Annotated in this window: 25 protein-coding genes; 13 read left to right on the top strand and 12 right to left on the bottom strand. The window is 71.4% G+C overall.

Annotated elements, in window-relative coordinates; genetic code table 11:
- The first annotated feature begins 145 nt into the window (after positions 1–145).
- Both HNP44_RS16050 and HNP44_RS16045 read left to right on the top strand, forming a co-directional pair.
- A complete protein-coding gene (locus HNP44_RS16050; RefSeq protein ID WP_259142035.1) occupies positions 146–1,108 on the top strand; it encodes an alpha/beta hydrolase in 963 nt (320 codons plus the stop codon).
- Between the two features lie 113 nt (positions 1,109–1,221).
- Positions 1,222–2,160, top strand: coding sequence for an HpcH/HpaI aldolase/citrate lyase family protein (locus tag HNP44_RS16045; RefSeq protein WP_259142033.1), 939 nt, complete (start codon positions 1,222–1,224; stop codon positions 2,158–2,160).
- 60 nt (positions 2,161–2,220) lie between these two features.
- Here the strand turns inward: HNP44_RS16045 and HNP44_RS16040 are convergent, their stop codons facing one another.
- The 3 genes from HNP44_RS16040 to HNP44_RS16030 form a co-directional block, all read right to left on the bottom strand.
- On the bottom strand, positions 2,221–2,757 hold the full coding sequence (locus HNP44_RS16040) for a YceI family protein (RefSeq protein WP_259142031.1): 537 nt from the start codon (positions 2,755–2,757) through the stop codon (positions 2,221–2,223).
- Between the two features lie 113 nt (positions 2,758–2,870).
- A complete protein-coding gene (locus HNP44_RS16035) occupies positions 2,871–3,239 on the bottom strand; it encodes a VOC family protein (protein WP_259142030.1) in 369 nt (122 codons plus the stop codon).
- A 76-nt stretch (positions 3,240–3,315) separates the two neighbouring features.
- Positions 3,316–4,998: a phosphoenolpyruvate--protein phosphotransferase gene (locus HNP44_RS16030; protein WP_259142029.1), complete on the bottom strand. Its 1,683-nt coding sequence runs from the start codon at positions 4,996–4,998 to the stop codon at positions 3,316–3,318.
- Positions 4,999–5,100: 102 nt separating this feature from the next.
- Between HNP44_RS16030 and HNP44_RS16025 the strand changes: the two genes are divergently transcribed.
- The 4 genes from HNP44_RS16025 to HNP44_RS16010 all read left to right on the top strand — a co-directional run bounded on the left by HNP44_RS16025 (position 5,101) and on the right by HNP44_RS16010 (position 9,250).
- A complete protein-coding gene (locus HNP44_RS16025) occupies positions 5,101–5,874 on the top strand; it encodes a DeoR/GlpR family DNA-binding transcription regulator (protein ID WP_259142028.1) in 774 nt (257 codons plus the stop codon).
- Complete coding sequence (locus HNP44_RS16020; protein WP_259142027.1) at positions 5,871–6,830, top strand: 1-phosphofructokinase family hexose kinase; 960 nt, start codon at positions 5,871–5,873, stop codon at positions 6,828–6,830. The genes HNP44_RS16025 and HNP44_RS16020 overlap by 4 nt, the downstream gene beginning before the upstream one ends.
- A 46-nt stretch (positions 6,831–6,876) precedes the next feature.
- Positions 6,877–8,925, top strand: a complete 2,049-nt coding sequence (locus tag HNP44_RS16015; protein ID WP_259142026.1) for a PTS fructose transporter subunit IIABC — start codon at positions 6,877–6,879, stop codon at positions 8,923–8,925.
- 67 nt (positions 8,926–8,992) lie between these two features.
- Positions 8,993–9,250 carry an HPr family phosphocarrier protein gene (locus HNP44_RS16010; RefSeq protein WP_068523395.1) on the top strand — a complete coding sequence of 86 codons (258 nt, stop codon included), beginning with the start codon at positions 8,993–8,995 and terminating at the stop codon, positions 9,248–9,250.
- A gap of 63 nt (positions 9,251–9,313) precedes the next feature.
- Here the strand turns inward: HNP44_RS16010 and HNP44_RS16005 are convergent, their stop codons facing one another.
- Positions 9,314–9,931, bottom strand: a complete 618-nt coding sequence (locus tag HNP44_RS16005; RefSeq protein ID WP_259142023.1) for a hypothetical protein — start codon at positions 9,929–9,931, stop codon at positions 9,314–9,316.
- 110 nt (positions 9,932–10,041) lie between these two features.
- On the opposite strand from HNP44_RS16005, the gene HNP44_RS16000 reads away from it, so the two are divergent.
- From HNP44_RS16000 to pntB, 4 genes are all read left to right on the top strand, one after another.
- The gene (locus HNP44_RS16000; protein ID WP_259142021.1) at positions 10,042–10,962 is read left to right on the top strand and encodes a D-isomer specific 2-hydroxyacid dehydrogenase family protein; all 921 of its coding nucleotides are present in this window, start codon (positions 10,042–10,044) and stop codon (positions 10,960–10,962) included.
- A complete protein-coding gene (locus tag HNP44_RS15995; protein ID WP_259142019.1) occupies positions 10,962–11,426 on the top strand; it encodes a MarR family winged helix-turn-helix transcriptional regulator in 465 nt (154 codons plus the stop codon). Before HNP44_RS16000 ends, HNP44_RS15995 begins: the two co-directional genes overlap by 1 nt.
- Positions 11,427–11,737: 311 nt before the next feature.
- Positions 11,738–13,264, top strand: coding sequence for a Re/Si-specific NAD(P)(+) transhydrogenase subunit alpha (locus HNP44_RS15990; RefSeq protein WP_259142018.1), 1,527 nt, complete (start codon positions 11,738–11,740; stop codon positions 13,262–13,264).
- Between the two features lie 7 nt (positions 13,265–13,271).
- Entirely contained in the window at positions 13,272–14,720 is a 1,449-nt protein-coding gene (gene pntB / locus HNP44_RS15985; protein ID WP_259142017.1) for a Re/Si-specific NAD(P)(+) transhydrogenase subunit beta, read from the top strand.
- Positions 14,721–14,788: 68 nt separating this feature from the next.
- On the opposite strand, the gene HNP44_RS15980 is transcribed toward pntB, so the two are convergent.
- From HNP44_RS15980 to HNP44_RS15970, 3 genes are all read right to left on the bottom strand, one after another.
- Positions 14,789–15,439, bottom strand: a complete 651-nt coding sequence (locus HNP44_RS15980) for an NAD(P)H-binding protein (RefSeq protein WP_259142016.1) — start codon at positions 15,437–15,439, stop codon at positions 14,789–14,791.
- Between the two features lie 88 nt (positions 15,440–15,527).
- Complete coding sequence (locus HNP44_RS15975; RefSeq protein ID WP_259172150.1) at positions 15,528–16,397, bottom strand: DUF559 domain-containing protein; 870 nt, start codon at positions 16,395–16,397, stop codon at positions 15,528–15,530.
- A gap of 107 nt (positions 16,398–16,504) precedes the next feature.
- Complete coding sequence (locus HNP44_RS15970) at positions 16,505–17,116, bottom strand: LysE/ArgO family amino acid transporter (RefSeq protein WP_259142014.1); 612 nt, start codon at positions 17,114–17,116, stop codon at positions 16,505–16,507.
- Between the two features lie 71 nt (positions 17,117–17,187).
- Here HNP44_RS15970 and HNP44_RS15965 point away from each other — a divergent pair, with 71 nt between their 5' ends.
- A complete protein-coding gene (locus HNP44_RS15965; RefSeq protein WP_259142013.1) occupies positions 17,188–18,060 on the top strand; it encodes a LysR family transcriptional regulator ArgP in 873 nt (290 codons plus the stop codon).
- Between the two features lie 40 nt (positions 18,061–18,100).
- Entirely contained in the window at positions 18,101–19,588 is a 1,488-nt protein-coding gene (locus tag HNP44_RS15960; protein WP_259142012.1) for a bifunctional phosphatase PAP2/diacylglycerol kinase family protein, read from the top strand.
- A 10-nt stretch (positions 19,589–19,598) separates the two neighbouring features.
- Here HNP44_RS15960 and HNP44_RS15955 read toward each other — a convergent pair whose 3' ends face one another.
- From HNP44_RS15955 to HNP44_RS15935, 5 genes are read right to left on the bottom strand one after another with little or no spacing between them, the layout of a single operon-like run.
- Positions 19,599–20,423 (bottom strand): S1 family peptidase, encoded by an 825-nt coding sequence (locus tag HNP44_RS15955; protein ID WP_259142010.1) that lies wholly within the window; start codon positions 20,421–20,423, stop codon positions 19,599–19,601.
- 17 nt (positions 20,424–20,440) lie between these two features.
- Positions 20,441–21,298 (bottom strand): P1 family peptidase, encoded by an 858-nt coding sequence (locus HNP44_RS15950; RefSeq protein ID WP_259142009.1) that lies wholly within the window; start codon positions 21,296–21,298, stop codon positions 20,441–20,443.
- 58 nt (positions 21,299–21,356) lie between these two features.
- A complete protein-coding gene (locus HNP44_RS15945; protein WP_259142008.1) occupies positions 21,357–21,746 on the bottom strand; it encodes a DUF5313 domain-containing protein in 390 nt (129 codons plus the stop codon).
- The gene (locus HNP44_RS15940; RefSeq protein ID WP_259142007.1) at positions 21,743–22,201 is read right to left on the bottom strand and encodes a MarR family winged helix-turn-helix transcriptional regulator; all 459 of its coding nucleotides are present in this window, start codon (positions 22,199–22,201) and stop codon (positions 21,743–21,745) included. The genes HNP44_RS15945 and HNP44_RS15940 overlap by 4 nt, the downstream gene beginning before the upstream one ends.
- 47 nt (positions 22,202–22,248) lie before the next feature.
- Positions 22,249–24,618 (bottom strand): ATP-dependent DNA ligase, encoded by a 2,370-nt coding sequence (locus tag HNP44_RS15935; RefSeq protein ID WP_259142006.1) that lies wholly within the window; start codon positions 24,616–24,618, stop codon positions 22,249–22,251.
- A gap of 90 nt (positions 24,619–24,708) precedes the next feature.
- Between HNP44_RS15935 and ku the strand changes: the two genes are divergently transcribed.
- Positions 24,709–25,521, top strand: a complete 813-nt coding sequence (gene ku, locus HNP44_RS15930; protein WP_259142005.1) for a non-homologous end joining protein Ku — start codon at positions 24,709–24,711, stop codon at positions 25,519–25,521.
- Positions 25,522–25,532: the final 11 nt, after the last annotated feature.

The raw sequence follows: 25,532 nt of genomic DNA, 5'->3' as shown, positions 1-25,532 counted from the left end.
TCATTCATGTGACGCGTGTGAATAGTGTGACATGTGTGACGAACGATGTTAGAGTGACGGCTGTGACAAGGCTGGTCTCGTTGACCATCCGTCCGGTCCACCAGCTACTGCGCGGAGACTCCGCGTGAAAAAGGAGAGGTCAGCAATGCGAGCAGCCTGGGGTAAGCGAGCGGGTGCAGCGGTTCTCACCGCGGCCATGGTGCCCGCCCTCGCCGGTCTGGGTGCCGGCGTCGCCGGCGCCTGGGGTCCGGGGTCGGCGAAGAACCCGCCCAAGGGCTTCAAGTCCGAGAAGGTCGACGGAGCCGGCATGCCGGCCGTCACGGTCCGTTCGTGGGCCTCGACCACGACCGATCCGGCGAAGGCCCCGACCGTCGTTCTGCTCGACGGTCTGCGCGCCACGCAGGACGTCTCCGGCTGGGAGCGTGACTCCAACGTCGCCTTCCTGTCCGAGAAGGGCGTCAACGTCGTCATGCCCGTCGGTGGCACTGCGGCGTTCTACACGAACTGGGCGAACTCGTCCAAGCAGGGCAACGGCACCTACAAGCCGACGTGGGGCAACTTCCTCGCCACGAGCCTGCCCGCGTACATCAAGTCGCGCGGCTTCTCGAGCAACCTGTCGATCGTCGGCATCTCGATGGGTGGCGGCGCGGCCCTCATCAACGCTGCGAACAACCCGGGCGTGTACAAGCGCGCCGCTGCGCTGTCGGGCTTCCTGAACACCTCGGCTCCCGGCATGCCGGTCGCCGTGGGTGTCGCGATGCTGGATGCGGGCGGCTACAACGTCCTCGACATGTGGGGCGGCCCGTTCGACGCCAACTGGGCGAAGAACGACCCGACCGTGCAGGCTGCGCGCCTGAAGGGCACCAAGCTGTGGATCACCGCCTCGACCGGCGAGCCCGGCAAGTACACCCCGAACCCGTCGCCCGCCGATATCGTTCAGGGCGTGCCGCTCGAGATCCTCGCCAAGTCGCAGTCGGAGGCCTTCAAGGCCGCCGCCGACAAGGCCGGCGTGAGCGCTCACTACGACTTCTCGTCGGTGGGCACCCACACGTGGGGCTACTGGAGCGACCAGGTGTGGCAGATGCAGCGCACCGGTTGGTTCAACTGATCACGCGCTGATCGAAAGATCCTGAGGAAGGCCCCGGGCACCTGCCCGGGGCCTTTCCGCGTATCGGTACCCTTTCAGCGAACCCACACGAGAGAGTCGAGGTTGTAGCCCTCATGACCCCGCCGGCCCCGCTCACCCCCACGAACGACACCGACGAGCCCGTCGGCTTCCGCATCGATCCCGTGCTCGCGCGCAGCTGGCTGCTCGTCAACGCCGCGCAGCCGGAGCGCTTCGACGCGGCGGCCCGCTCCCGCGCGGACATCGTGGTGCTGGACATCGAGGACGCCGTCGCACCCAAGGACAAGACGGTCGCGCGGAACAACGTGGTCGACTGGCTCAGCCGCGAGGTCGACGGGACGCCGAACAACGGGTGGGTCCGCGTCAACGGCTTCGGCACGCAGTGGTGGGCGGACGACCTGGAGGCGCTGCGGGAGGCGAAGCACCTCGGCGGCGTCATGCTCGCGATGGTCGAGTCGATGGACCACGTCACCGAGACCGCCAAGCGGCTGCCGGACACGCTCATCGTCGCGCTGGTGGAGACCGCGCGCGGCCTGGAGCGGATCAGCGAGATCGCGTCCGCGAAGGGCACCTTCCGCCTGGCCTTCGGTATCGGCGACTTCCGTCGTGATACCGGATTCGGCGGGGATCCGACGACGCTGGCCTACGCCCGCTCGCGATTCACCATCGCCGCCAAGGCCGCGCACCTGCCGGGCGCGATCGACGGGCCGACTGTCGGCTCCAAGGGACTCTTGCTGACGGAGGCCACCGCGGTCTCCGCCGAATTCGGCATGACCGGCAAGATCTGCCTCACGCCCGACCAGTGTCACCCGGTGAACGAGGGCCTGAGCCCCTCGCCCGAGGACATCCGCTGGTCGCGGGAGTTCTTCGCGGACTTCGATCGCGACGGCGGCGAGATCCGCAACGGCTCGGACCTGCCCCGCATCGCGCGGGCAACGAAGATCCTCGACCTGGCTCGCGCCTACGGCATCGTCGTGGCCGACGGTCTGGACGGCGAGCACGCGCCGGCACCGTCGGACACCTTCCACTACTGAGCCCGACGACGAAGCCCCCGCACCGCACTCCGGCGGTCGGGGGCTTCGTCGCGCTGCGGATCAGGCCTGGCGCAGGGCCTCGATGTCGAGGGTCAGGGTGATCTTGTCGCCGATGACCTTGCCGCCGGTCTCGAGCGGCATGTCGATGGTGATGCCGAAGTCCTGGCGGGTGATCACGGTCTTGGCCTCGAACGCTGCGACCTCGCCCTGGCCCATACCGGGGTTGGTACCGAGGAACTCGAGCTCGAACTCGACGGGCTTGGTGACGCCCCGCAGGGTCAGCTCGCCTGTGAGCGCATAGTTCGAGCCCTTCTCGGCGACGCCGGTCGAGAGGAAGGTGGCCTTCGGGTGGTTCTCGGCGTCGAAGAAATCGGCGGTGCGGATGTGCGCATCACGCTGCGCGTTGCGGGTGTTCACGGAGGTCACGTCGACCTCGGCGGAGAGCGACGCGGTGCCGTCTTCGGCGACCGTGATCGTGCCACTGAACTCGTCGAACCGGCCCTTGACCTTGCTCACCATCAGGTGGCGGACCGAGAACTCGACGGACGAGTGGACGGCGTCGACGACGTAGGTGCCGGCGGGGAGGACGTTGCTCATGGGGATGCTCCTTCGATGATTGAACTCTCAAGACTCATCGAGCATAACCGGACTGCGGTCCGATGTATTCCGGGTCCGGTGAACCCGCCCTGAACATCCCCGGAACTCCGGTCCTACGCCGCCCCGTGGAAGACGGCCTCCACGTTGTTGCCGTCGGCGTCGCGGATGAAGGCGCCGTAGTAGCCCGGGTGATACTCGGGCCACAGGCGCGGCGCGTGCAGCGACTCCGCGCCCAGCTCGAGGGCGACCCGGTGGAACTCGTCCACGGTGGCGGTGTCGGGTGCGGTGAAGGCGATGTGCGCCTCCCGGTTCGACGCGCCCTCGGCGGCGCCGGAGATCCAGAAGACGGGCTGCTCGACGCCATAGCCGACGGCCACCTCGAAGTCCATGAGGCGGCGCGAGCCGAGCACGGTCAGCACCCCGTCGTAGAACCGCTTCGCGGCGTCCAGGTCGGCACAGTTGATCCCGAAGTGGTCGATCATGGCGGCTCCTCGCCCGATGCCGGGCGCCCGCTGCGCCCGTGACGCCCTCAGGTCTAGCACTGAGGGCCGACAGGTTTCAGGCCATTGCGGCGCGCGCCGCCTCTCGGGCGGCCTGGGGGTCCGTCGCGGCGACCGCCGCCTCGGCCGCCCCACGGCATTGCTGCAGCGTCACCGAGCCGACCCGGGCGCCCACGGCCGCGGCGGCGCCGGCCGCGCACGACAGCGAGGTCACGCCGAGGCCGACCAGCACGCAGGCCAGCAGCGGGTCGGCCGCGGCCTCGCCACAGACGCCCACGGGCTTGCCCGCGTCCGCGCCGGCCCGGGCGGTGAGCTGGATCAGCTTCAGCACCGCCGGCTGCCATGGATCGGTGAGCGCCGCCAGATCGGTGCTCATCCGGTCGGCCGCCATGGCGTACTGGGTGAGGTCGTTGGTGCCGAGCGAGACGAAATCCACCTCCGCCAGCACGGCGTCGGCGCACAGCGCGACGGCCGGGACCTCCACCATGACGCCCGCCGTCAGCCCGCGCTCCCGGCACTTGGCGGCGAAGTCCCGCGCCTCCGCGGCGGTCGCGATCATCGGCGCCATCACCCACGGCTGCGCGGCGGCACCCTCGGCCGCGGCGGCGATCGCGTCCAGCTGGCGGTCCAGCAACCCGGGGTCGCCCACGGCGATGCGGATGCCGCGCACGCCCAGCGCGGGGTTCTCCTCCTCGCCGTGGTCGACGAACTTCAGCGGCTTGTCGGAGCCCGCGTCCAGCGTGCGGATCACGACCTTCTGCCCGGGGAAGGCGTCGATCACCTCGCGGTACAGCGCGGCCTGTTCGTCGACCGAGGGCTCGTCGGCCCGGTCGAGGAAGGCCAGCTCGGTCCGGAACAGGCCCACACCCTCCACCTGTCGCTCGGCGGCGCCCCGCGCCGTGACCCCATCCTGCACGTTGGCGAGGATCGCGACCGCGGCACCGTCGGACGTGTGCCCCGGCCCGCGCCACCGGGCGATCTCGGCCGCCTCCCGCGCCGCCTCCGCGACCCGCGTCCGCGCCTCGCCCTCGTCGGGGGCGACGGTGACGGTGCCCGCTCCGCCGTCGAGCAGCACCGGTGTGCCCGCGTCCACGGTGCCTGCCCCCGCGAGCCCGACGATGCAGGGGATGCCGAGCTGCCGGGCGATGATCGCGGTGTGGCTGGTGGCTCCGCCGAGCCGGGTGCCGATGCCCACGATGAGCGCGGGGTCGAGGCCCGCGGTGTCGGCCGGGGCGAGGTCATCGGCCAGCAGGATGGACGGTGCATCCGGCACCGGGACGCCGGGCTCGGGGCCGCCGAGCAGCTCGGCGACGACGCGGTCCCGCACATCGCGCAGGTCGGTCACGCGCTCGGCCATGAGGCCACCGAGCTTGGTGAACATGTCCGCGAACTGCTCGGTCGCGGCAGCGACGGCGTTCGCGGCGGGAGTGCCGGCCCGGATCAGCTTCTCCGTGGTGCCGATCCACGCCTTGTCGGAGGCAAGCCCCGCGTTCGCGCCGAGGACCTCCGCCGCGGCGCCCTGGGCCTGTGCGGCGCGGGTTCGCAGCCGATCGGCGACGGCCTGCGCCGCGGTGGAGAACCGGGCGGCCTCGGCGTCCCGGTCGTTCTCCGGGAGGTCGACCGGCGGCGGGACCTCGGGGCGCGCGCCGGGCCACATGACGGGCGCATAGGCGACTCCGGGCACGACGGGGGTGCCGGTGAGGGTGGCGAGGCCGGACGCGGCCGACTGCTGCGAAGTCATGTGACACAGATTACGAAATCTGCTTGACTTGTCAACACAAACAGGCGTAAAAACAGAAAAATCAAATCTATAACCACAGAAAACCACGAACTCGGAGGGGCGATGTACGCGGAGGAACGACAGCGCGCGATCAGTGAACTGGTCGGTGGCCGCGGTCGCGCGTCGGTCATGGAACTGGCCGAACGGTTCGACGTGACTCCGGAGACGGTGCGCCGCGACCTGGACTCCCTCGAACGCCTCGGCGGCGTCCGCCGAGTGCACGGTGGCGTCGTGGCCGCCGGCGTCCTGGCCGGCGCTGAATCGGGGCTGGGGGAGCGCGAGGGCACCAACGCCGAGGCGAAGCGCCTGATCGGCGTCGCGGCCCGGCGCTTCCTGCCCCCGGCGGGCGGCTCGGTGCTGTTCGACGCCGGCACCACGACCATCGCCGCGGCTCGCGAGGTCCCAGCCACCCTGCACATCACCGCGATCACCAACTCCGTGCCCGTCGCGGCCGCGCTGTCGACCCGCGAGGCCGTCGAGCTGCGGCTGCTCGGCGGCCGAGTCCGGGGCCTCACCCAGGCGGCGGTCGGTGCCGGCACGGTCGCCGAGATCGCCGGGCTGCGTGCCGACGTCGCGATCCTCGGCGCCAACGGTCTCGGTGCCGAGCGCGGGCTGTCCACGCCCGACGCCGACGAGGCCGCGGTGAAGACGGCGATGGTCCGCGCAACCGACTTCGTGGTCCTGGTCGCAGACGCCTCGAAGTTCGGGCGCGAGAGCCTGGTCGCCTTCGCGGACCTGGGTGCGGTCGACGTGCTGGTCACCGACGCGGTGCCCACCGGTGCGCTCGCGGCGGCGCTCGCCGACCACGGCGTGGACGTCGAGGTCGCCGCCCGATGATCGTCACTGTGACCGCCAACCCCAGCCTGGACCGGCTCGTCGTGCTCGGCGGACCGCTGCGCCGCGGCGCCGTGCACCGCGCCGAGGGTGCCGCCGTGGATCCGGGCGGCAAGGGTGTCAACGTCTCTCGCGTCGTGCACGCGGCGGGGGAGGGCACCGTCGCGGTGCTCCCGGCCGATCAGGGCGACCCGCTGCTCGTCGGACTCTCTCGCCTCGGCGTGCCCGCGATCCCGGTCCCCGTCGGGCACGAGGTCCGCAGCAACATCACCGTCACCGAGCCCGACGGCACGACCACCAAGCTCAATGCGCCCGGGGCACGGCTGGCGCCGGAGGCGGCGCTGGCGCTCGAGGACGCGATCGTCGCCGCCGCCGACGGTGCCGCCTGGCTCGCCCTGTGCGGTTCACTGCCGCCCGGCCTTCCGGACGACTGGTACGCCCGTCTCTCCGAGCGCCTCGGGGCCGGGCCTGGTGGCCCGCGCATTGCGGTCGACACCTCCGGACCGGCGCTCGCGGCCTCGGCGGTGCGCGGCATCGCGCTGCTCAAGCCCAATGCCGAGGAGCTCGCCGAGCTGGTGGGCCGTGGTGCCGAGGCCGGCGCCGAGCTCGAGAGCCGAGCGGCGGCGGGCGATCTCGGGCCCGTCCGTCAGGCTGCCGACGAGTTGCACCGCGCCACGGGTGCCTCCGTCCTGGCCACGCTCGGCGCCGCGGGCGCGCTGCTGGTCACTGACGAAGGCGCTTGGGTCGCCGCGCCGCCCCCGATCACGGTGCGCAGCACCGTCGGCGCCGGCGACAGCTCCCTCGCCGGCTATCTCATCGCTCATGCGCGCGGTGCTGATGCGCCGCAGCGTCTTTCCCTCGCGGTCGCCTACGGCGCCGCAGCCGCCGCACTGCCGGGCACCCAGGCGCCCCGACCGGAGGACCTCGCCGTCACCGACGTGCGGGTCACCGCCCTGTAGTACCCCTCGTTCCGCCCCGATCCACCAGCAGAACCGGAGAACACCCATGACCGAATCGATCATCGCGCCCGAGCTGGTCGCGCTCGACGTCTCGGCAGGCACCGACAAGAACGAGGTGATCGCCTACCTCGCCGCCCGGATCACGGACGCCGGCAGGTCCACCTCCGTCGACGGTCTCGTCGGGGCGGCCCTCGCCCGCGAGGCCCAGTCCGCCACCGGCCTCCCCGGTGGCATCGCCATCCCGCATTGCCGCGCAGCGGCCGTCACCGCCGCGAGCCTCGGCTTCGCCCGGCTCGACCCGAAGGTCGACTTCGGCGCTCCAGACGGCGGCGCCGACCTCGTCTTCCTCATCGCCGCAACGGAATCCGGGGGCTCGCAGCACATGAAGCTGCTCAGCGCGCTCGCCCGCGCCCTCGTGCGGCCCGAGTTCACCGCTTCGCTCCGCGCCGCCGCGACGCCGGAGGAGGTGGTCGCCCTCGTCGAGGGCGTCATCACCCCCAAGCCCGCCGAGTCGAAGCCCGCCTCTCTCTCCGCGGTGGCTCCGGCGGCGCGCGCCGAGGAGAAGGCACCGTCGGACAAGCCCTCGCTGGTGGCGATCACGGCCTGCCCCACGGGGATCGCGCACACGTACATGGCGGCCGACGCTCTCAAGCTGGCCGCCGAGCGCGCCGGCGTCGAACTGACCGTCGAGACCCAGGGCTCTTCCGGCTCCACGCCGCTCTCGGCGCAGACCATCGCCGACGCGGGCGCCGTCGTCTTCGCCACCGACGTGGGCGTCAAGGGCCGCGAGCGCTTCGCGGGCAAGCCCGTCATCACCTCGGGCGTCAAGCGCGGCATCAACGAGCCGGACGCGATGATCGCCGAGGCCGTCGCCGCCGCCTCGGACCCGCACGCCGCCCGGGTCGACGGCGCCGCCGCCGCGAGCGCCGAATCCGCAACGGCCCCCACGGGACTCGGCGGGCAGCTCAAGCGCGCCCTGCTCACCGGCGTGAGCTACATGATCCCGTTCGTCGCGGCGGGCGGCCTGCTCATCGCACTCGGCTTCCTCCTCGCGGGATACGAGATCGGCAACAGCACACAGGCGGAGGGGATGTCGGACGGAGCGTACTTCGCGCTTCACAACTCCCTGTGGAACCTGCCGGACGGTGGTCTCCTGACCTACCTCGGCGGGGTCGCGTTCGCGGCCGGCGGGGCAGCCATGAGCCTCATGGTCGCGGTACTGGCGGGCTACATCGCCTACGCGATCGCCGATCGTCCTGGTCTCGCACCCGGATTCGTCGCCGGCGTGCTCGCAGTGACGGTGAACGCCGGCTTCATCGGCGGCGTCGTCGGCGGCTTGCTGGCCGGCGTGGTCGCGCTGTGGATCGGCAAGCTGCGGCTGCCGCAGTGGGCCCGCGGCCTGATGCCGGTGGTGATCATCCCGCTGTTCGCGACGCTGATCACGGGCGGACTGATGTACATGGTGCTCGCCGGCCCGCTCCGCTGGGTCAACGAGGCCATGACGGACGCCCTCAACGGGATGAGCGGCAGCAGCAAGATCGCGCTCGGCGTGGTCCTCGGCCTCATGATGTGCTTCGACCTCGGCGGCCCGGTGAACAAGGCCGCGTACGCCTTCGGCGTCGCCGGTATCGGGCTTGCCACCGCGGGCGTGCCGCAGTGGGAGATGATGGCCGCCGTCATGGCCGCGGGCATGGTCCCGCCGCTGGCGCTGGCCCTCGCCTCCACGGTGCTGCGCCCGAGCCTGTTCACCGAGCCCGAGCGGGAGAACGGCAAGGCCGCCTGGTTCCTCGGGGCGTCGTTCATCTCCGAGGGCGCCATTCCCTTCGCTGCGGCCGACCCGCTCCGGGTGATCCCGTCGATGATGCTCGGCGGCGCCGTGACCGGCGGCCTGTCCATGGCGCTCGGTGCCCAGTTGCGCGCCCCGCACGGCGGCGTCTTCGTCCTGTTCGCCATGAACGGCACGTGGTGGAAGTTCCTCATCGCCCTCGCCGCCGGCGTCGTGGTGAGCGCCGTCGCGGTCGTCGCGGCCAAGTCGGTCGGACGCGCGGACGCCGCAGCGACCGAATCCGCCCAGCCCGCGGCCGTCGCCGCGTAATACTGGTCCTGACCACTCCCGCGGCCGACCGGCGGCGCGGAGACCAACACCCCACGAGGAGAGAGACATGCCCAGCACCACCGTTGCCGTCGGATCGGCCGTCGGACTGCACGCCCGCCCCGCCGCCGTGATCGCTAACGCCGTGAACGAGTCGGGCCACGAGGTCACCCTGTCCGTCGCCGGCGGCGAGCCGGTGGACGCCGGTTCGGCGCTGATGATCATGACCCTCGGCGCCGAGCAGGGCGTGGAGGTCACCGTCGAATCCGCCGATCAGGGCACCGTCGACGCGATCGCCGCCCTCGTGGCACAGGACCTTGACGCCTGAATCAATCCGTGCACGAGCGAGGGGCGGCCGGACCATCCGGCCGCCCCTCCTGCGTGTTCCGGTCTAGGTGACCGGCGCGATGCAGTAGCTCACGCGCTGCGGCGCGACGTAGTTCAGCGCCGCCGAGCCGCGGCAGGTCAGCGGTGCGCCTGCCGCCCGCTCGATCACCCGGATCACGTTCGACGGTGCGCTGCCCGTCGCGGACGGGCAGTCGACGGGGCGGATGTCCGTGGTCGCGGCCTGGTCGGGCTTGACCTGGTAGCAGTTCCCGAGCGTGAGCTTGGGGACGACGCACAGGACGGCGCCCGCGGACTCGACGCGCGCGTAGCTCGGCTGGCTGCACGCGGTCTTCGCGGCGGCCTTCTCGGCGACGGCGAAGCTGAGGCCGGTGCCGTCGCAGCCGGTGCGCGTGGCATTGCCGCCGGAGACGGTGACGCAGTCGCCGACCTCGACGGAGCTCACCGGAGCGACCTCGGGGCTCGACGGCCTGACGCCGAGAAGCAGGACGGCCGCCCCCATCACGAGCGCGGCGATGAGGCCGGAGTAGATCACCGAGCTGACCACCTTCCAGGCGGTGGTAGGCCGCACGTCGTCGATCCGTCGGACCACCGTCGTCGCCTCGATGCGACGCCGGAGCGCGGCGAGGCGCGGCTGCGCGGGGTGGAAGAAGGACATCGACATAGTCTCAATCTTAACTTGAGACTCACTAGGTAACACAAGTCTCAGTTTTCACAGATCGAATCGGCGCGGCTGGGCCACGGCGCCGATGTGGGCTCATTAGGCTTTGCGACATGTCATTCGACGACGCGCCCGTTATCGCCGTGGGCCCGAAGCCCGATCCCGATTTCGACGCAGCGATCACCGCGGGCGGCGGCGAGCCCGGGCCGCTGGCCCGTGCCTCCGGCCTCGTCTGGACAGATTCCCGCGCGCCCTTGCCGACGCTCCCGCCGAGCGTGCGCTGGGTCCAGCTGCCCTTCGCCGGCGTCGAGGGCTTCCTCGACGGCGGCGTCATCGCGGGCAATCCGAAGGTCGTCTTCACGTCGGCTGCGGGCGCCTACTCCGGCACCGTCGCCGAGCAGGCGATCGCGCTGCTGCTCGCCGGCGTGCGCGGGCTCTGGCGCCGCGAGACCTCCTGGGACGCGGCCGGTGCCGGCACCCGCACCGGCCGGCTCGGCGGCACGACGGTGGCGATCGTCGGCGCGGGCGGCATCGGCCGCGACATCATCCCCGCGCTCCGTGGTCTCGGCGTCAAGATCGTCGCCGTGAACCGCTCGGGCGCCGACGTCTCCGACGCGGTCGTGGTGACCGCTGACCGGCTGGACGAGGTCTGGCCCGCCGTCGATCACGTGATCCTGGCGGCACCGTCGACCGCCGAGACCCGCGCCCTGGTGAACGCGAAGGTCCTGGCGCAGCTGAAGCCGCACTCGTGGATCATCAACGTCGCGCGCGGCTCGCTGATCGACACGGACGCGCTGGTCGCGGCGCTGAAAAAGGGCACGATCGGGGGCGTCGGACTGGACGTCACCGACCCGGAGCCGCTCCCTGACGGCCATCCGCTGTGGTCGATCCCCAACGCGATCATCACCCCGCACGTCGCGAACCCGCCGCACCACCTGCGCCCCGCGCTGCTCGCCCGCGTCGAGGTCAACGTGCGCCGCGTCGCCAACGGCATGGAGCCGCTCGCCGTCATCGATGCCGACCGGGGCTACTGATGTCCGACGGCCCGGTGGCAGCCCCCGATGAGGTGGACCTCATCGTCCGGGGCATCGTCGGGCTGGCCAAGCGGATCCGCAGCGACGCGCGGTTCGTGGGCGCGGAGGTCTCCTACGTCGACTTCACGCTGCTGTTCGTGCTGCACGAGTCGCCGGGGATCCGCGCCGTCGACCTGGCCGAGGCCGTGTCGATCGACAAGTCGACCGCCAGTCGCCAGCTCGCGGGGCTGGAACGACGGGGCCTCATCACCCGGGACGTCGACCCCGGCAACCCCCGCTCGCGACAGCTGCGCCTGACCGAGCGGGCCGAGCGCGTGCTGGCCGAGACCGACCGCGAATGGCGCCGCCGGATCGAGGCCCGGACGGCCGATTGGTCCCCGGAGGAATTGCGCACATTCGCGACACTGATCGACCGCTACATGAGCGTCGATCTGCCCGGCGAGGAGCCGCCGTCAGGCCTCTGATCACGGGCGGAATCCCGTGGAGTGATGCGGCTCACGAGGCTACCGAGCAGTAAGTTATGGCGTGCTATGGTCAGCCCACTGTTCTGCGCATCAGGCGACCAGCGTGCCCTCGCGATGCCCGGCGACCCCGGGCCTTTCGCGTCAATTCGCCTCCGTTCACACCGCGGCGGGGTCGTACACGCATGGAGTCGACCCGTTGCCGGAGCTCCGGGCGCGCATCCGCGGCCCGGTAGGGACGACAGGAACGAATCAATGAACGTCGGTGGACCGACCATGACTCCGTCCGTGGGTCGGCAGCGGGAGTGCTGCGCATGATCATCGGAGCTTTGAAAGAGGCACAGCCGGGCGAGACCCGCGTCGCCGCAACCCCCGCCACGGTGGCCCAGCTGATCAAGCTCGGCTACGAGGTGGTCGTGGACTCGGGCGCCGGTGTCGCGTCCTCGTTCGCGGACGAGGCCTACGTCGAGGCCGGCGCGTCGATCGGTGACGCTCGCGCCGCGGACGTCGTGCTCGGCGTCAACGCCCCGTCGGCCTCCCAGCTCGACGGCATCCGCCCGGGCACGACCGTCGCCGGTCTCCTCGCCCCCGCGCAGAACCCCGAGCTGCTCGAGGACCTGCGCCGCCGCGAGCTGACCGCGCTCGCCATGGAGTCGGTCCCCCGCATCTCGCGCGCGCAGTCGATGGACGTGCTGTCCTCGATGGCGAACATCGCGGGCTACCGCGCCGTCGTCGAGGCCGCGCACGTCTTCGGTCGGTTCTTCACCGGTCAGGTCACGGCCGCCGGCAAGGTCCCGCCCGCCAAGGTCCTCGTGGTGGGTGCCGGCGTCGCCGGCCTCGCCGCGATCGGTGCCGCGGGCTCGCTCGGCGCGATCGTGCGCGCCACCGACCCGCGCCCCGAGGTCGCCGACCAGGTCGCCTCGCTCGGCGGCGAGTACCTCTCCGTGCAGAACGAGGAGGCCGAGGTCTCGGCCACCGGCTACGCCAAAGAGATGGGCGACGATTACAAGGCACGCGAGGCGCAGCTGTACGCCGAGCAGTGCAAGGACGTCGACATCATCATCACCACGGCACTGATCCCCGGGCGCCCCGCGCCGCGGATCATCACCGAGGAGATGGTCGCGTCGATGAAGCCCGGCAGCGTCATCGTCGACATGGCGGCGCAGAACGGTGGCAACGTCGGCGGCACCGTCAAGGACCAGGCGATCGTCACGCCGAACGGCGTCACCATCATCGGCTACACCGACCTCGCGGGGCGTCTGCCCGCGCAGGCCTCGCAGCTGTACGGCACGAACCTCGTCAACCTGCTCAAGCTGGTGACGCCCGAGAAGGACGGGCAGCTCGTGCTCGACTTCGAGGATCCCGTCCAGCGGTCGATCACCGTGACCCGCGCGGGTGAGCTGCTCTTCCCGCCGCCGCCCGTGCAGGTCTCCGCCGCGCCGAAGGCCGCGGCCGTCGCGCCCGTGGACGCGAAGCCCGTCAAGGAGCCGATGTCGGCATCCAAGAAGGTCTTGCTCACCCTCGTGGGCGTGGTCCTCTTCGGCCTGCTCATCAGCTTCTCGCCGAATCCGCTGCCGCAGCACTTCACCGTGCTGATGCTGGCCATCGTCATCGGCTACTACGTCATCGGCAACGTGGCGCATGCGTTGCATACGCCGCTGATGTCGGTCACGAACGCCATCTCCGGCGTGGTCGTGGTCGGTGCCCTGCTGCAGGTCGCCACCAACACCACGACGGTTCTGGTGTTGTCGACGATCGCGATCCTGGTCGCGTCGATCAACATCTTCGGTGGCTTCGCGGTCACCCGCCGCATGCTCGCCATGTTCAGCAAGGGGGCATGAGTAACTCATGAGTATCACTGCAATCTCCGTTGCGGCGTACATCGTCGCCTCGCTGCTGTTCATCCTCTCGCTGGCCGGGCTGTCCAAGCACGAGACCTCCAAGAGCGGCCTGACCTACGGCATCGCCGGCATGGGCATCGCCCTGGTGGCGACCATCGCGCTGGTCATCGACAAGGTGCTGAAGCCCGAGCTCGACCTCACCTGGCTGCCGGTGGCGCTCCTGGCCGGAGCCCTGATCGTCGGCGCCGTCATCGGCTTCTGGCGCGCGCGCATCGTCGAGATGACGGGCATGCCCGAGCTGATCGCCCTGCTCCACTCCTTCGTGGGCCTGGCGGCGGTGCTGATCGGCTGGAACGGTGCACTCGAGGGCTTCCACGCCGACGGCGTGAACCCGGCCGACGTCCGCGCGCTCACCAACATCCATGAGGCCGAGATCGCGATCGGCATCTTCATCGGTGCAGTCACCCTGACCGGCTCGATCGTCGCCAACCGCAAGCTCTCCGGCAAGATGAAGTCGGCGCCGCTCATGCTGCCCGGCAAGAACTACATCAACGTCGGCTCGATCGTCGTCTTCATCGTGCTCACCGCCGTCTACGTCTCGCGGGACACCCACGGCGACAACACCTCGATGATCCTGCTCGGCGTGATCACCGCGCTCGCCCTGTTCTTGGGCTGGCACCTGGTCGCCTCGATCGGCGGCGGCGACATGCCCGTCGTCATCTCGATGCTCAACAGCTACTCCGGTTGGGCCGCGGCCGCGTCCGGCTTCCTACTGAGCAACGACCTGCTGATCGTCACCGGTGCGCTCGTCGGCTCCTCGGGTGCGTACCTGAGCTACATCATGTGCAAGGCGATGAACCGCTCGTTCATCTCCGTCATCGCTGGCGGCTTCGGCATCGAGGCCGGCCCGGCCGACGACAAGGACTACGGCGAGCACCGCGAGGTCAATGCCGAGCAGGTCGCCGAGCTCCTCACCGGCGCCAAGTCCGTCGTCATCACCCCGGGCTACGGCATGGCCGTGGCGCAGGCCCAGTACGGCGTCGCCGAGCTGACCAGCGAGCTCCGCAAGAAGGGCGTGAACGTCCGGTTCGGCATCCACCCCGTCGCCGGCCGCCTCCCCGGGCACATGAACGTGCTCCTCGCCGAGGCGAAGGTGCCGTACGACATCGTGCTCGAGATGGACGAGATCAACGACGACCTCTCCGAGACCGACGTGGTCCTGGTGATCGGTGCCAACGACACGGTCAACCCGGCCGCGTCCGAGGATCCGAGTAGCCCCATCGCGGGCATGCCGGTGCTCACCGTGTGGGAGGCCGAGAACGTGATCGTCTTCAAGCGGTCGATGGCCGCCGGTTACGCGGGTGTGCAGAACCCGCTGTTCTTCCGCGACAACTCGGCGATGCTCTTCGGCGACGCCAAGGACCGCGTGCAGGACATCCTCTCCGCATTGCGTTGACGCGGAGAGTCCTCGGGCCCGGCACCGTCCTTCGACGGTGCCGGGCCCGAGTCGTCTGCGGGGGGGGCTTACGTCCAGGCCTGTTCTATGCGCACGTCGCCGTCGGTGAAGGGCAGGTCCTTCCCGACGGTGTCGGGCCGGTCGAGTACGGATGCGGCCACCAGCGCCACGTTCGCGCGCGACGTGCCGGGGTTGTCCGCGGCCCGCACCGCCGCGGGATCCACCCGTCCGGTCGGCTCGTCGAGGGTGAGTCGGCCCGGCATGAGCACGGTCCAGTCCAGGTCGGAGGCGCGCACGGCGACGTCGGCGGCGGCCTTCGCCTCCGCGTAGGCGAAGAAGGAGTCGGTCTCCGGGACGCCGTGATCGGGGGCGGCGCCGAGGTACGAGACCATCACGTAGCGCTTCACCCCTGCCGCCTCGGCGGCCTGGACGGAGCGGATCGCCGCGTCGCGGTCCACGGCGTACGTGCGGTCGGGGTTCCCGCCGCCCGCGCCCGCGGAGAAGACCACCGCATCCGCGCCTGCCAGCGCCGCCGCGATCTCCTCGCGCGATGCGTGCTCGACGTCCAGGACCAGGGCTTTCGCTCCAGTCGCGGCGACGTCCGCCGCGTGCTCCGGGTTCCGTATCCACGAGGTGACCGCGTCGCCCCGGGAGCTGAGGACGCGCGCCAGGATGAGCGCGATCTTGCCGTGTCCGCCGATGATCGTGACAGCTGCCATGCATTCCAACGTACGCGCTTGCTCCTGCGGTGGATTCTTGCCGCTCAGCGGGCACTATCCACCGCACTGCTGCCGCGTGAGAGCGCGCTCACGCGGCGGCGGCATTCACCGCGGTCAGGACATCCGTGATCACGGCCTCGCCGTCGCCGTCGAGCCGGTGCCACCCGAAGCGCAACACCCGCCACCCGGCGAGAGTCAACCGGTTCTGCTTCCTGGCGTCGTTTGCGGCGCGGTCGGCCGTGCGGTGAAAGGCCCATCCGTCGATCTCCACGGCGACCCGCTGCTCGGGGAACGCGAAGTCGATCGCGTAGACGCCGAACGGAAACTGCGCGCACCACCCGGTGATGTGATGCGACTCGAGGAGCGACTGGAATCGACGCTCGGCTTCCGACTCCGTATCGCCGGCGACGACGTCGAGCAGGTGCCGCGCCTCAGCCATCCCATGTCGGCCGGCGTTGCGGGTCAGCGCGGCGGTGAGCCCGTCGATAGTGACGATCCCCTCCTGCAGCGCGCGGTCGAGGTGGGCGCTGTTCGACGAGGCCGCCTCGAGGGCGGTCAGCGGGGCCTTCGTGACGGCGAGACCGCGGACTACTTCCAGGTCTGCAGGGAGGAGGTCGCGCCGGTGCAGTTCCAGGGAGTACGGCACGATGGGCGACCGCTTGTTCTGGCGCGGGACCGTGACGGACACCGAGTCCGGCGGTGACTCCACGATGCCGTGCCACCACGCCGCTGCCGGCCCGTCCACCGCGCCGCCCGTGGCTCCCACGGCGGCCCGCATCCTCGCCTCCGCGGTGAAGGTGTGCGTCGCCGATAGGTACACGCCGCTGCTGAGCTGGATCCACAGCTTGTCGTGGACCCGCCTCGCTACAGCCGATGAGCTCATTCCGAGCTTCAGTGCCGCGCCACGCGTGATGACACCGTCGTGGTCCGCGAAATGCTCTGCGATCAGCCTCGCCACCGTCGACGTCCCCATATCCATTGGACGCACCGGCTACCGCGGCGGTTCCCCGTGCTCGCGTATGCGGTGGATATTGCCCGCTGAGCGGTAAGAATCCACCGCACAGCTCACCCGCCGAGGGGCATGGTCGCGAGCCGCAGGGCCAGGAGCAGCAGCAGCGCACCGATGCCGAGGTTGATCGCCCGCCACACGCCGGGCCGGCCGAGCACGCCGGAGAGGCGGCGGGCGCCGAAGCCGAGCAGGCAGAACCACGCGACGCTGGCGACGGCCGCGCCGAGCGCGAACCACCAGCGGTCGCCGCCGTAGCGCGTGGACGCGGAGCCCAGCAGCAGCACGGTGTCCAGGTAGACGTGCGGGTTCAGCCAGGTCAGTACCAGCACGCCGGTCACGACGGCCGCGACCGAGGCGGCACCGTCGCCGCCCGCGACGAGCCCCTCCGACCGCCGCGCCGACCACAGCGACCGCAGGCCGTAGCCGACGAGCACCACGACGCCCGCCCACTTCACCACCTCCATGAGCAGCGGCCGGCCGGAGACCGCGGCACCGAGGCCCGCCACCCCGGCGAGGATCAGGGCCACGTCCGAGGCGATGCACACCGCCACCACCGCGCCCAGGCCGCGGCCGCGCACGCCCACCTGCAGCACGTAGGCGTTCTGGGCGCCGATCGCCACGATGAGGGAGAGCCCGAGGCCGAGGCCGGCGAGGAGTGCGGAGGTCATGGCATCGACGCTAGGGATGCGAGGTGCATTAGCGCCAATACGAAAAGGCGATCCCCCATTAGAATCACTTCATGCTGAGCGGGCACCATCTGGAGACCCTTGTCGCGGTCGTCGAGGAGGAGAGCTTCGGCGCGGCCGCAGCGCGTCTGCGCATCACGCAGTCGGCGGTCAGCCAGCGGATCCGCGCTCTGGAGCAGCAGGTGGGGCACGTGGTGGTCACACGCGAGGGCCCGTGCAGTCCCACCGTGCAGGGCGAGGTGCTTCTCGGCCTGGCCCGCGGGGTCGCTTCGCTCGAGGCCGACGCGCTGGGCCGGCTCGCGGGTGGCGCACCGTCGGCCGTGCTCGACGTGGGAGTGAACGCGGACTCCCTCGCCACGTGGTTCCGCGACGTGATCAACGCGGTCGCCGCCCTGCCCGACGGTCCGCTGCTGCGTCTCGTCGTCGACGACGAGCACCACACCGCCGACCTCCTGCGCGCGGGCTCGGTGCTCGGTGCCATCACCACCGACCCGGAACCCGTGCAGGGCTGCGCAGCCGAGTACCTCGGCACCATGCGGTACGTGCCGGTGTGCACCCCCGCGTACGCGGAGCGGTGGCGTTCCGGCGGCCGCTGGCGCTGGCGCGAGATGCCCGTCGTGCAGTTCGACCTCCGCAAGGACGAACTGCAGACCAAGGTGCTCCACCGCCGTGGCGTGAAGGAGTCGCCGCCGATGCACCGTATCCCGTCGTCGGAGGCCTTCACCTACGCCGTCCGCGCCGGTCTCGGCTGGGGCAGCCTGCCCGAGGCGGATCTCGGCGACGCCCTCGATCGCGGCGCGCTGATCCGGCTCACGGACGACGTCGTCGACGTGAAGCTGTACTGGCAGTCCTGGCGGCTGCACACCCGCGCGACGGAGCGCCTCGCCGACGCGATCCATGCCGCGGCCGCCGTCCACCTGCGCTGATCCCTCGCAGATCACCTGGTGCGGGAGTACCTTGGCGCTCATGCCGGATCATCCAGCGCCGCACCCGCTCCGCACGCTCCACGAGGGGCTCAGCGACCTCGACCGCCGGCTGTTCGACGCGGTCGCCATCTCGCCGAGCCCACTTCTGGATCTCACGATGCGCCCGCTGTCGGCTGCGGCCGACCACTCGAAGTTGTGGATGGTGATCGCCGCGGGGCTCGGTGGCCTCGGTGGGCTGTCGTCGCGTCGCGGCTCCGTCCGGGGCATCGCCACACTGGCTGTCACCAGCCTCATCGTGAACCAGGGGCTCAAGCGGATCTATCCGCGCCGCCGCCCCGTCCACGACGGGGTGCCGGCCAAGCGGGCACGCCGCCAGCCCACGTCGACCTCCTTCCCGTCGGGGCACTCCGCCGCCGCGGCCGCCTTCGCGATCGGGGTGGGCCTGGAGAACCGCACCGCCGGGTACGCGCTCGCCTGCCTGGCCGGGGCCGTGGGCTTCTCCCGGGTCGCCACCGGGGCCCACTATCCCGGCGACGTGTTGGCCGGCTTCGCTGTCGGCGCGGGCGTCGCGGTCGCAGGCGCCCGCCTGGTGCCGCCCGTCGATGACAGCCGCACCATGACGCCGGAACCCACCGTCGAGCGGATCGCGACGGACCCGGACGGCGCCGGCCTCGTGGTGGTGCTCAACCCCGCGTCCGGCGACGGCACCGGTACCCGGGTCGCGGAGGAGATCCGCAGCACCCTGCCGAAGGCCGAGATCATCGAGCTCGACGAGGATTCCGACATCGAGGCCGTCGCCGCCGAGGCGGCGGAGCGCGCGGAGTTCCTCGGCGTCGCGGGCGGCGACGGCACCGTCGCGACGCTCGCCGCCCACGCCGTCGCGGCGGACAAGCCTCTGGCCGTTTTCCCCGCGGGCACCTTCAACCACTTCGCGAAGGACGTCGGGGCCGAGACCGTCGCCGCCGTCGTGGATTCGATCCGCGCCGGGCGCCTCGCCCACGTCGACGTGGTGTGGCTCAACGACCAGAAGCTCCTGCTCAATACCGCGAGCATCGGCGCGTACCCGGAGTTCGTGCGCGCCCGCACGCGGTACCAGCGGCGGCGCATCGGCCGGGTCACCGCGACGGTGCGGGCGCTGCGCCGGGTGCTGCGGCACACCGCCCCGGTGTCAGTGCGGATCGAGGGCCGTCCAGTCACCGTCTCCTTCTTCTTCCTGGGCAATTCCATGTACGGCGCACCGGGTTTCGTGCCGGGGCGGCGCACCCGGATCGACGACGGCGTGCTCGACGTGCGGTACCTCGAGGACGGCCACGGCAATGCGACGGCGCGCCTGTTCGGGTCCTGGATCAGCGGCCGGATCCGCAATTCCAAGGTGTACCGGGAGCTGCAGGCCCCCGTCGTCACGATCGAGGCCGACGAGCCCTTCCGTGTGGCCCACGACGGCGAGGCCGGCGAGCTGCACACGCGGGCCCGATTCCGGGTCGACTACCGTGCCCTGCGCGTCTTCGGCACCAGCCTCACCCGCTGAACCGCGCTGCTCAGGTGACGCCCAGTAGCGTCATCTCGTTGGCGTTGATGTCCGCGGCGATGAGGGTGCCCGTGCCCCCGCCGGTTCCGGTGCCGTCGGCGCGGGTGTGCACGGTGTTGACCACGCCGACGGCGGTGAACGTCCCGTCGGGCCAGCGGGCGTAGACGGGCCCGCCCGAATCCCCTTCGACGGCGGGGATTCCGGCCCAGGTGATGCGGGTGCCGGTCACGTCGTCGAGCACGCCGCAGTGCTTGCCGGTGCGCGCGCCGACGACGCAGATCTCGGGCCGTCCCGCCCGCAGGTCCTCGGTGCTGCTGACGCCCCGGACCGGGCCGATCGCCCGCGCGACCGGGGCGACGTCGCGGCCCGCCAGCTGGATGATCGCGATGTCCTGCCCGCGGGTGCTGCGCGTGGCCTTGATGTACTCGCCGAACGGGGTGCTGCCGCCGTCCGGCGTCAGATAGCGGGCGACGGGATTACGGCCCGGCCTGGCCTTTCCGGCCAGCTCGGCGCAGTGCCCGGCGGTGAAGGCCACGACCTGGCCGCCGGGGTAGCGGGCGAGGAAGCCCAGGGTGCAGACGCTCGCGTAGACGCCGAACGGGTCGGCGTACGTGGTGATCCCGGACCCGGAGGTGGGCTTCGGCGCCGTCGCGGGCTTCAGGCCGGGTGCCACCACGTCGTAGGGCTTCACGATAGGCGTCGTGATCACGACCGCCGGGCTCGACGGTGCCTCCGGTGCGGCGACCTCGTCGCGCTGGACCACCGCACAGCCGCCGAGCAGGAGGAGCGACACCGCGCACGCCGCCGCCCGCAGCGGGCGGCGGGCGATGGTCATCGACTCAGCGTAGGGCGTCAGGCGCGCGAGCGGATGGCCTCGGCGACGGCGGAGATCGCCAGCGCCCGCACCACGTCGACCTTCGCCTCGACCGCACCGGTCGCGGCGGAGATGAAGGCGTCGCCGTCGAAACGGGTGTGCGGCGGATCGATCGCGCGCGCGAGGCCGTCGTGCGCGCCCTGCGCGAGGATCAGGCACTCGACCTTGGTGAGCTTCGCGTTGGTGATCACCACGCCGATGGTGGTGTTCTGCCGGTTGCCGCCGAAGGGCTCGTAGCCGCCGAAGTCGGGGGTCCCGGCCTCGCCGGTGAGGATCTCGCCGAAGGCGTTCACGGCGCACAGCGCGCCGACGACCACGTCGCCCGCGCGGATCTCGGCGTAGGCGAGGCCGGCATCGTGGAGGTTCTCCAGGCCGCGGGCCTTGCCGGTGGTGGCGCCGGCGCCGGCGCCGATCAGGCCGTGCAGCTCGGTGTCGGTGCTCGCGGAAGCGGCTGCCGCGTAGCCGTTCTCGGCGGTCGGTCGGACCGTCGGGTCGCCGACCAGGAGATCGAACAGGCCCAGGGTGGGCACGATGGGCACGCGGCCGGCGACGGTCTCGACGCCCCGGCCCTCCTCCTCGAGGCGGCGCATCACCCCGTCGGCGCAGGCCAGGCCGAAGGCGGAGCCGCCGGTGAGGACGGCGGCGTGGATCTCCTCGACGGAGCGCTCGGGGGAGAGCAGGTCGAACTCGCGGGAGGCGGGGGCGCCCCCGCGGACCTCTCCGGAGCCGACGGTGCCGTCGGGGAAGGTCACGACGGTGCAGCCGGTGCGGGCCGCCGCGTCGGTGAAGTGGCCGACGCGGACGCCGGGGACGGTGACGCTCGGGACGACGGGCATGCTCCCAGGCTACGACGGTGCCGTCGCGCGCGGGTGGCGGCGGGTCGGGCGCGGGGTGTCAGGCGCGAGCGGGGGCGTACGCGGCCTCGTAGGCGGCGCGGGTCGCGTCGCGCCGCTCGGCCACGGCGGGGTTCTCAAGCTCGGGGTCGAGGCCGTTCTTCTCCAGCCGGCGGGCGCGGTTGGGGCGCATGTAGGCGGCGTTGTAGAAGACGGCGAGCAGCGCGCCGAGCAGCACCGTGGCCCCGCGCAGCGCCAGCGGGCCGGGCAGCAGCATGAGCAGCGCGTACACCGGCAGCACGGCGAGCTGGCCGCGGATCAGGTGGCGGAGCGCCCAGCTGCGACGGGTGAGGTTGTGCCGCACCCACTCCCGATTCCGCTCCGGCAGCGAGCCGGTGTAGACCCAGGCGAGGTAGTGCAGGGGATCGGGGCGGCGGCGGACGGCGTTCATCGGGACTCCTTCAGTGCGCCCGCGGCGAGCGCTTTGGCGTTGACGGTGGTGAGCACGCGGTGCAGGTCCTCGAGCTCGGAGAGGCTGGCGCCCAGGGCCTCGATCACGGCGGGCGGCACGGCGAGGGCCTGCTCGCGTAGCTCCTGGCCGGCGTCGGTGAGCTCGACGTCGATCCGGCGCTCGTCGTCCGCGGAGCGGCCGCGGGTGATCAGGCCCTGCGCCTCGAGCCGCTTGAGCAGCGGGCTCAGCGTGGGCGAGTCCAACTGCAGCGCCTCGGCGATCTCCTTCACCGACCGCGGCGACGCCTCCCACAGTGCGAGCATCACGAGGTACTGCGGGTGCGTGAGCCCCATCGGCGCCAGGATCGGCCGGTACACCGAGAGCACCGCGCGGTTGGCGACGGACAGCGCGAAGCACACCTGGCGTTCCAGGGCGAGGGGGTCGGGATCTGTCATGTCCCGACGGTAACAGATAAGTAGTGCACTAATCAATAGTGCACGAACTATTGCTCGGGGCCCTCCCACGGCGCCTCGTGGGCGGCGGGCAGGTCGCCGGGGAGCAGGTCGCGCCGGAAGCCCCGCCAGCTGGGTTGCCGCAGGTGGCCGCCCCGGCGCAGCGACGAGTACCGCACGTCGCCGATCACCTTCGGCAGCACCCAGACCGCATCGCGCGCTTCCGGATCGTCGATCGGGGCCGTGAACGGGGAGCGGCGCATGCGCAACGGCTCCAGCTCCTCGGCGAGCGTCGCGAGGTCGCGGTCGCTGAACCCCGACCCCACCGACCCCAGGTAGACGAGACCCGTCTCCGCGGGCAGGCCCACCAGCACCGAGCCGATCCCGTTCGCCCGCGAGCCCTTCCCCGGCTTCCAACCGCCGATCGCGACCTGCAGGTCGCGCCAGTTCTTGTGCTTGAGCCAGGCGCGCACGCGCTGCCCGGGCAGATACGGCGAATCCCGCCGCTTCGCGATGATCCCCTCCCAGCCGAGCTCCGCACTGAGCGCCGCGGCCTCCGCGCCGGTCTCCGCGTCGACGAGGGGCGGCACGCTCACCGCCGTGTCGTGCTCGAGCAGCGGCGCAAGGCCTTCCAGCACCTGGCGGCGCACCGTCCACGGGCGCTTCGTGAGGTCCACGCCGTTCAGGGACAGGACGTCGAAGAGGTACAGCTGCACCGCGCCGGCCCGGGTGTCACCGCCCGCCATCAGGTGGAAGGACGGGACGCCGTCCGGGTCGAGCACGACAGCCTCGCCGTCGAGCACCACGTCCATCCCGTCGAGATCGGCCGCCAGCGACTCGAACTCGGGGAACTCGCCGGTCACCGTCCGGCCCGACCGGGTGCGCAGGGAGACGGTGCCGTCGCGCACCGTCGCGATCATGCGGTAGCCGTCCCACTTGCCCTCGAAGGCCCAGTCCGCGGCGGAGAGACCGTCGATCGCGGATTCCGTGGGCAGCATGGGATCCGGCGCGAGGCCGGCCGTCGGCGTGGCGGGCGCGGACTTGTCCTTGGTGAGGTGCGCCAGCCAGTTCTTCTCGCCGGTGCGGATCAGCGCGTACCGCTTGCCCTGCAGGCGGTTCCCGTGCAAGGTCACGATCACCTCGCTCGAGCGCCACTTCTCCAGCTCGTAGGTGCCGTGGTCCCAGACGGTCACGTCGCCGCCGCCGTACTCGCCCTTCGGGATGCTGCCCTCGAAAGCCGCGTAGTCCATCGGGTGGTCCTCGGTGCGGACAGCGAGATGGTTGACCTCGGGGTCGTCGGGGAGGTTCTTCGGCACCGCCCAGGAGGCGAGCACGCCGTCGTGTTCCAGCCGGAAGTCGTAGTGCAGGCGCCGTGCGTGGTGCTCCTGGATGACGAAGATCGGATCGCCGGTCGACGGTGCGCCGCCGAAAGGTTCCGGCGTCCTCCGCGCGTCGCGCTTGGCGCGGTACTCGCCCAGGTCGACGGGCTCGGGCGGCGTCGCCGACGGTGCCGCGGGCGCAGACCCGGCACCGTCGAGGCCGGCGAGGAGATCACCGTCGGCCAGGGCCCGCGCGAGCACCTCTCCGAACTCGAGCTGGCGCAGGCCGGGCCGGGTGAGCTCGTCCCAGGTGCGCGGCGCGGCGACCCACGGTCGGTCCCGCCCCCGCAGGGAGTACGGCGCGACGGTGGTCTTGGAGGCGCTGTTCTGCGACCAGTCGACGAAGACGCGGCCGCCGCGCTGATCCTTCGCCATCGACGCGGTGACCAGCTCGGGCGACTCGGCCTCCAGCTGCGACGCGATCGCGTGCGCGACCGTGCGGGCGCCCTGCGCGGAGATGCCGCCGGGCAGGGGCGCGTAGACGTGCAGCCCCTTGGAGCCGCTCGTCACCGGATAGCCGTCCATGCCCATCGCGGCGAGCAGCTCGCGGATGCGCAGCGCGAGGGCGGCGCACTCGTCGAGCGTGACGTCGGGGCCCGGATCCAGATCCAGCACGAGGCGGTTCGGCGGACCGGGCGCCTCCGGGCGGTCGGGGTCGGCGCCGTCGGGTACGAAGGTCCACTGCGGGACGTGCAGCTCGAGCGCCGCCTGCTGGCCGAGCCACACCATGCCGGCGGCGTTCTCGATGATCGGGTAGAGCGACTCTCCGTCGGAGTGGTGTTGCGTGCCGCGGCGGATCCAGGCGGGCGCGTGGCTCGGCAGTCGCTTCTCGAAGAAGGCGGTCTTGTCCACCCCGTTGGGCCAGCGCTTGCGGGTGAGCGGGCGATCGCGCAGGTGGGGCAGCGCGAACGGCGCGATGGCCTGGAAGTAGTCGATGACCTCGGCCTTCGTGGTGCCCGTGGCGGGATAGAGCACCTTGTCGAGGTTGGTCAGCTGCACGCCGACGCCGTCGACCTCGCGGTTCTCCCGGATCTGCGCCACGGACCCATTATCGGGCCCCGCGCCCGCAACGGGGAGGAACGTCCCGCTCACGCCCTCGCTAAATGACTCCTCACCCGTCACAATGGTCACATGCGCGCGATATGGACGGGTGAACTGTCGTTCGGGCTCGTGAACGTGCCCGTGAAGGTGTACTCCGCGATCGCGAGCCACGACGCGAAGTCGCACCAGGTGGACTCGAAGGACGGGGTCCGCATCCGGTACAAGCGCGTCCGCGAGGGCACCGACGAGGAGATCGAGTTCGCGAACATCGCGAACGCCTACGAGTCCGACGGCGGCGACACGGTGGTGCTGTCCAAGGAGGACATCAAGTCGATGCCGGTGGAAAAGCACCGGGAGATCGCGGTGACGGAGTTCGTGCCGCGCGAGGACGTCGACCCGATCATGTTCGACAAGCCCTACTTCCTGGAGCCCTCGTCGAAGTCGCCCAAGGCCTACGTATTGCTGCGGCAGGCCTTGCAGGAGACCGATCGGCTCGCCATCTGCACCTTCACGCTGCGCAACCGCACACGGCTGTGCGCGCTCCGCGTGGTCGGCAACGTGATGGTGCTGCAGACGCTGCTCTGGCCCGACGAGGTGCGGACACCCGAGTTCCCTGCGCTCACCGAGGACGTGAAGATCCGCCCGCAGGAGCTGGCGATGGCGGCCTCGCTCATCGACTCCATGGCGACGGACTTCGATCCGGAGCAGTACGAGGACGACTACCAGGTGCAGCTGCGGCAGCTGATCGAGGCGAAGGCGACCGGCGGCACCGCCTTCCCCGAGGCGCCCGAGGAGGAAGCCGAGGACGACGAGGTCGCCGACCTGCTTGCTGCGCTCAAGGCGTCGGTGAAGAACCGCGAGGCCCAGCCGGAGCGGACGGCACGCAAGCGCAACGCCAGCTGACCCGGAAGAGC

This window comes from Tsukamurella ocularis (genome assembly GCF_024807615.1).
Lineage (GTDB): Bacteria > Actinomycetota > Actinomycetes > Mycobacteriales > Mycobacteriaceae > Tsukamurella > Tsukamurella ocularis.
The sequence above is the reverse complement of the archived record's forward strand: the minus strand, read 5'-3'. Positions and strand labels throughout refer to the sequence as shown.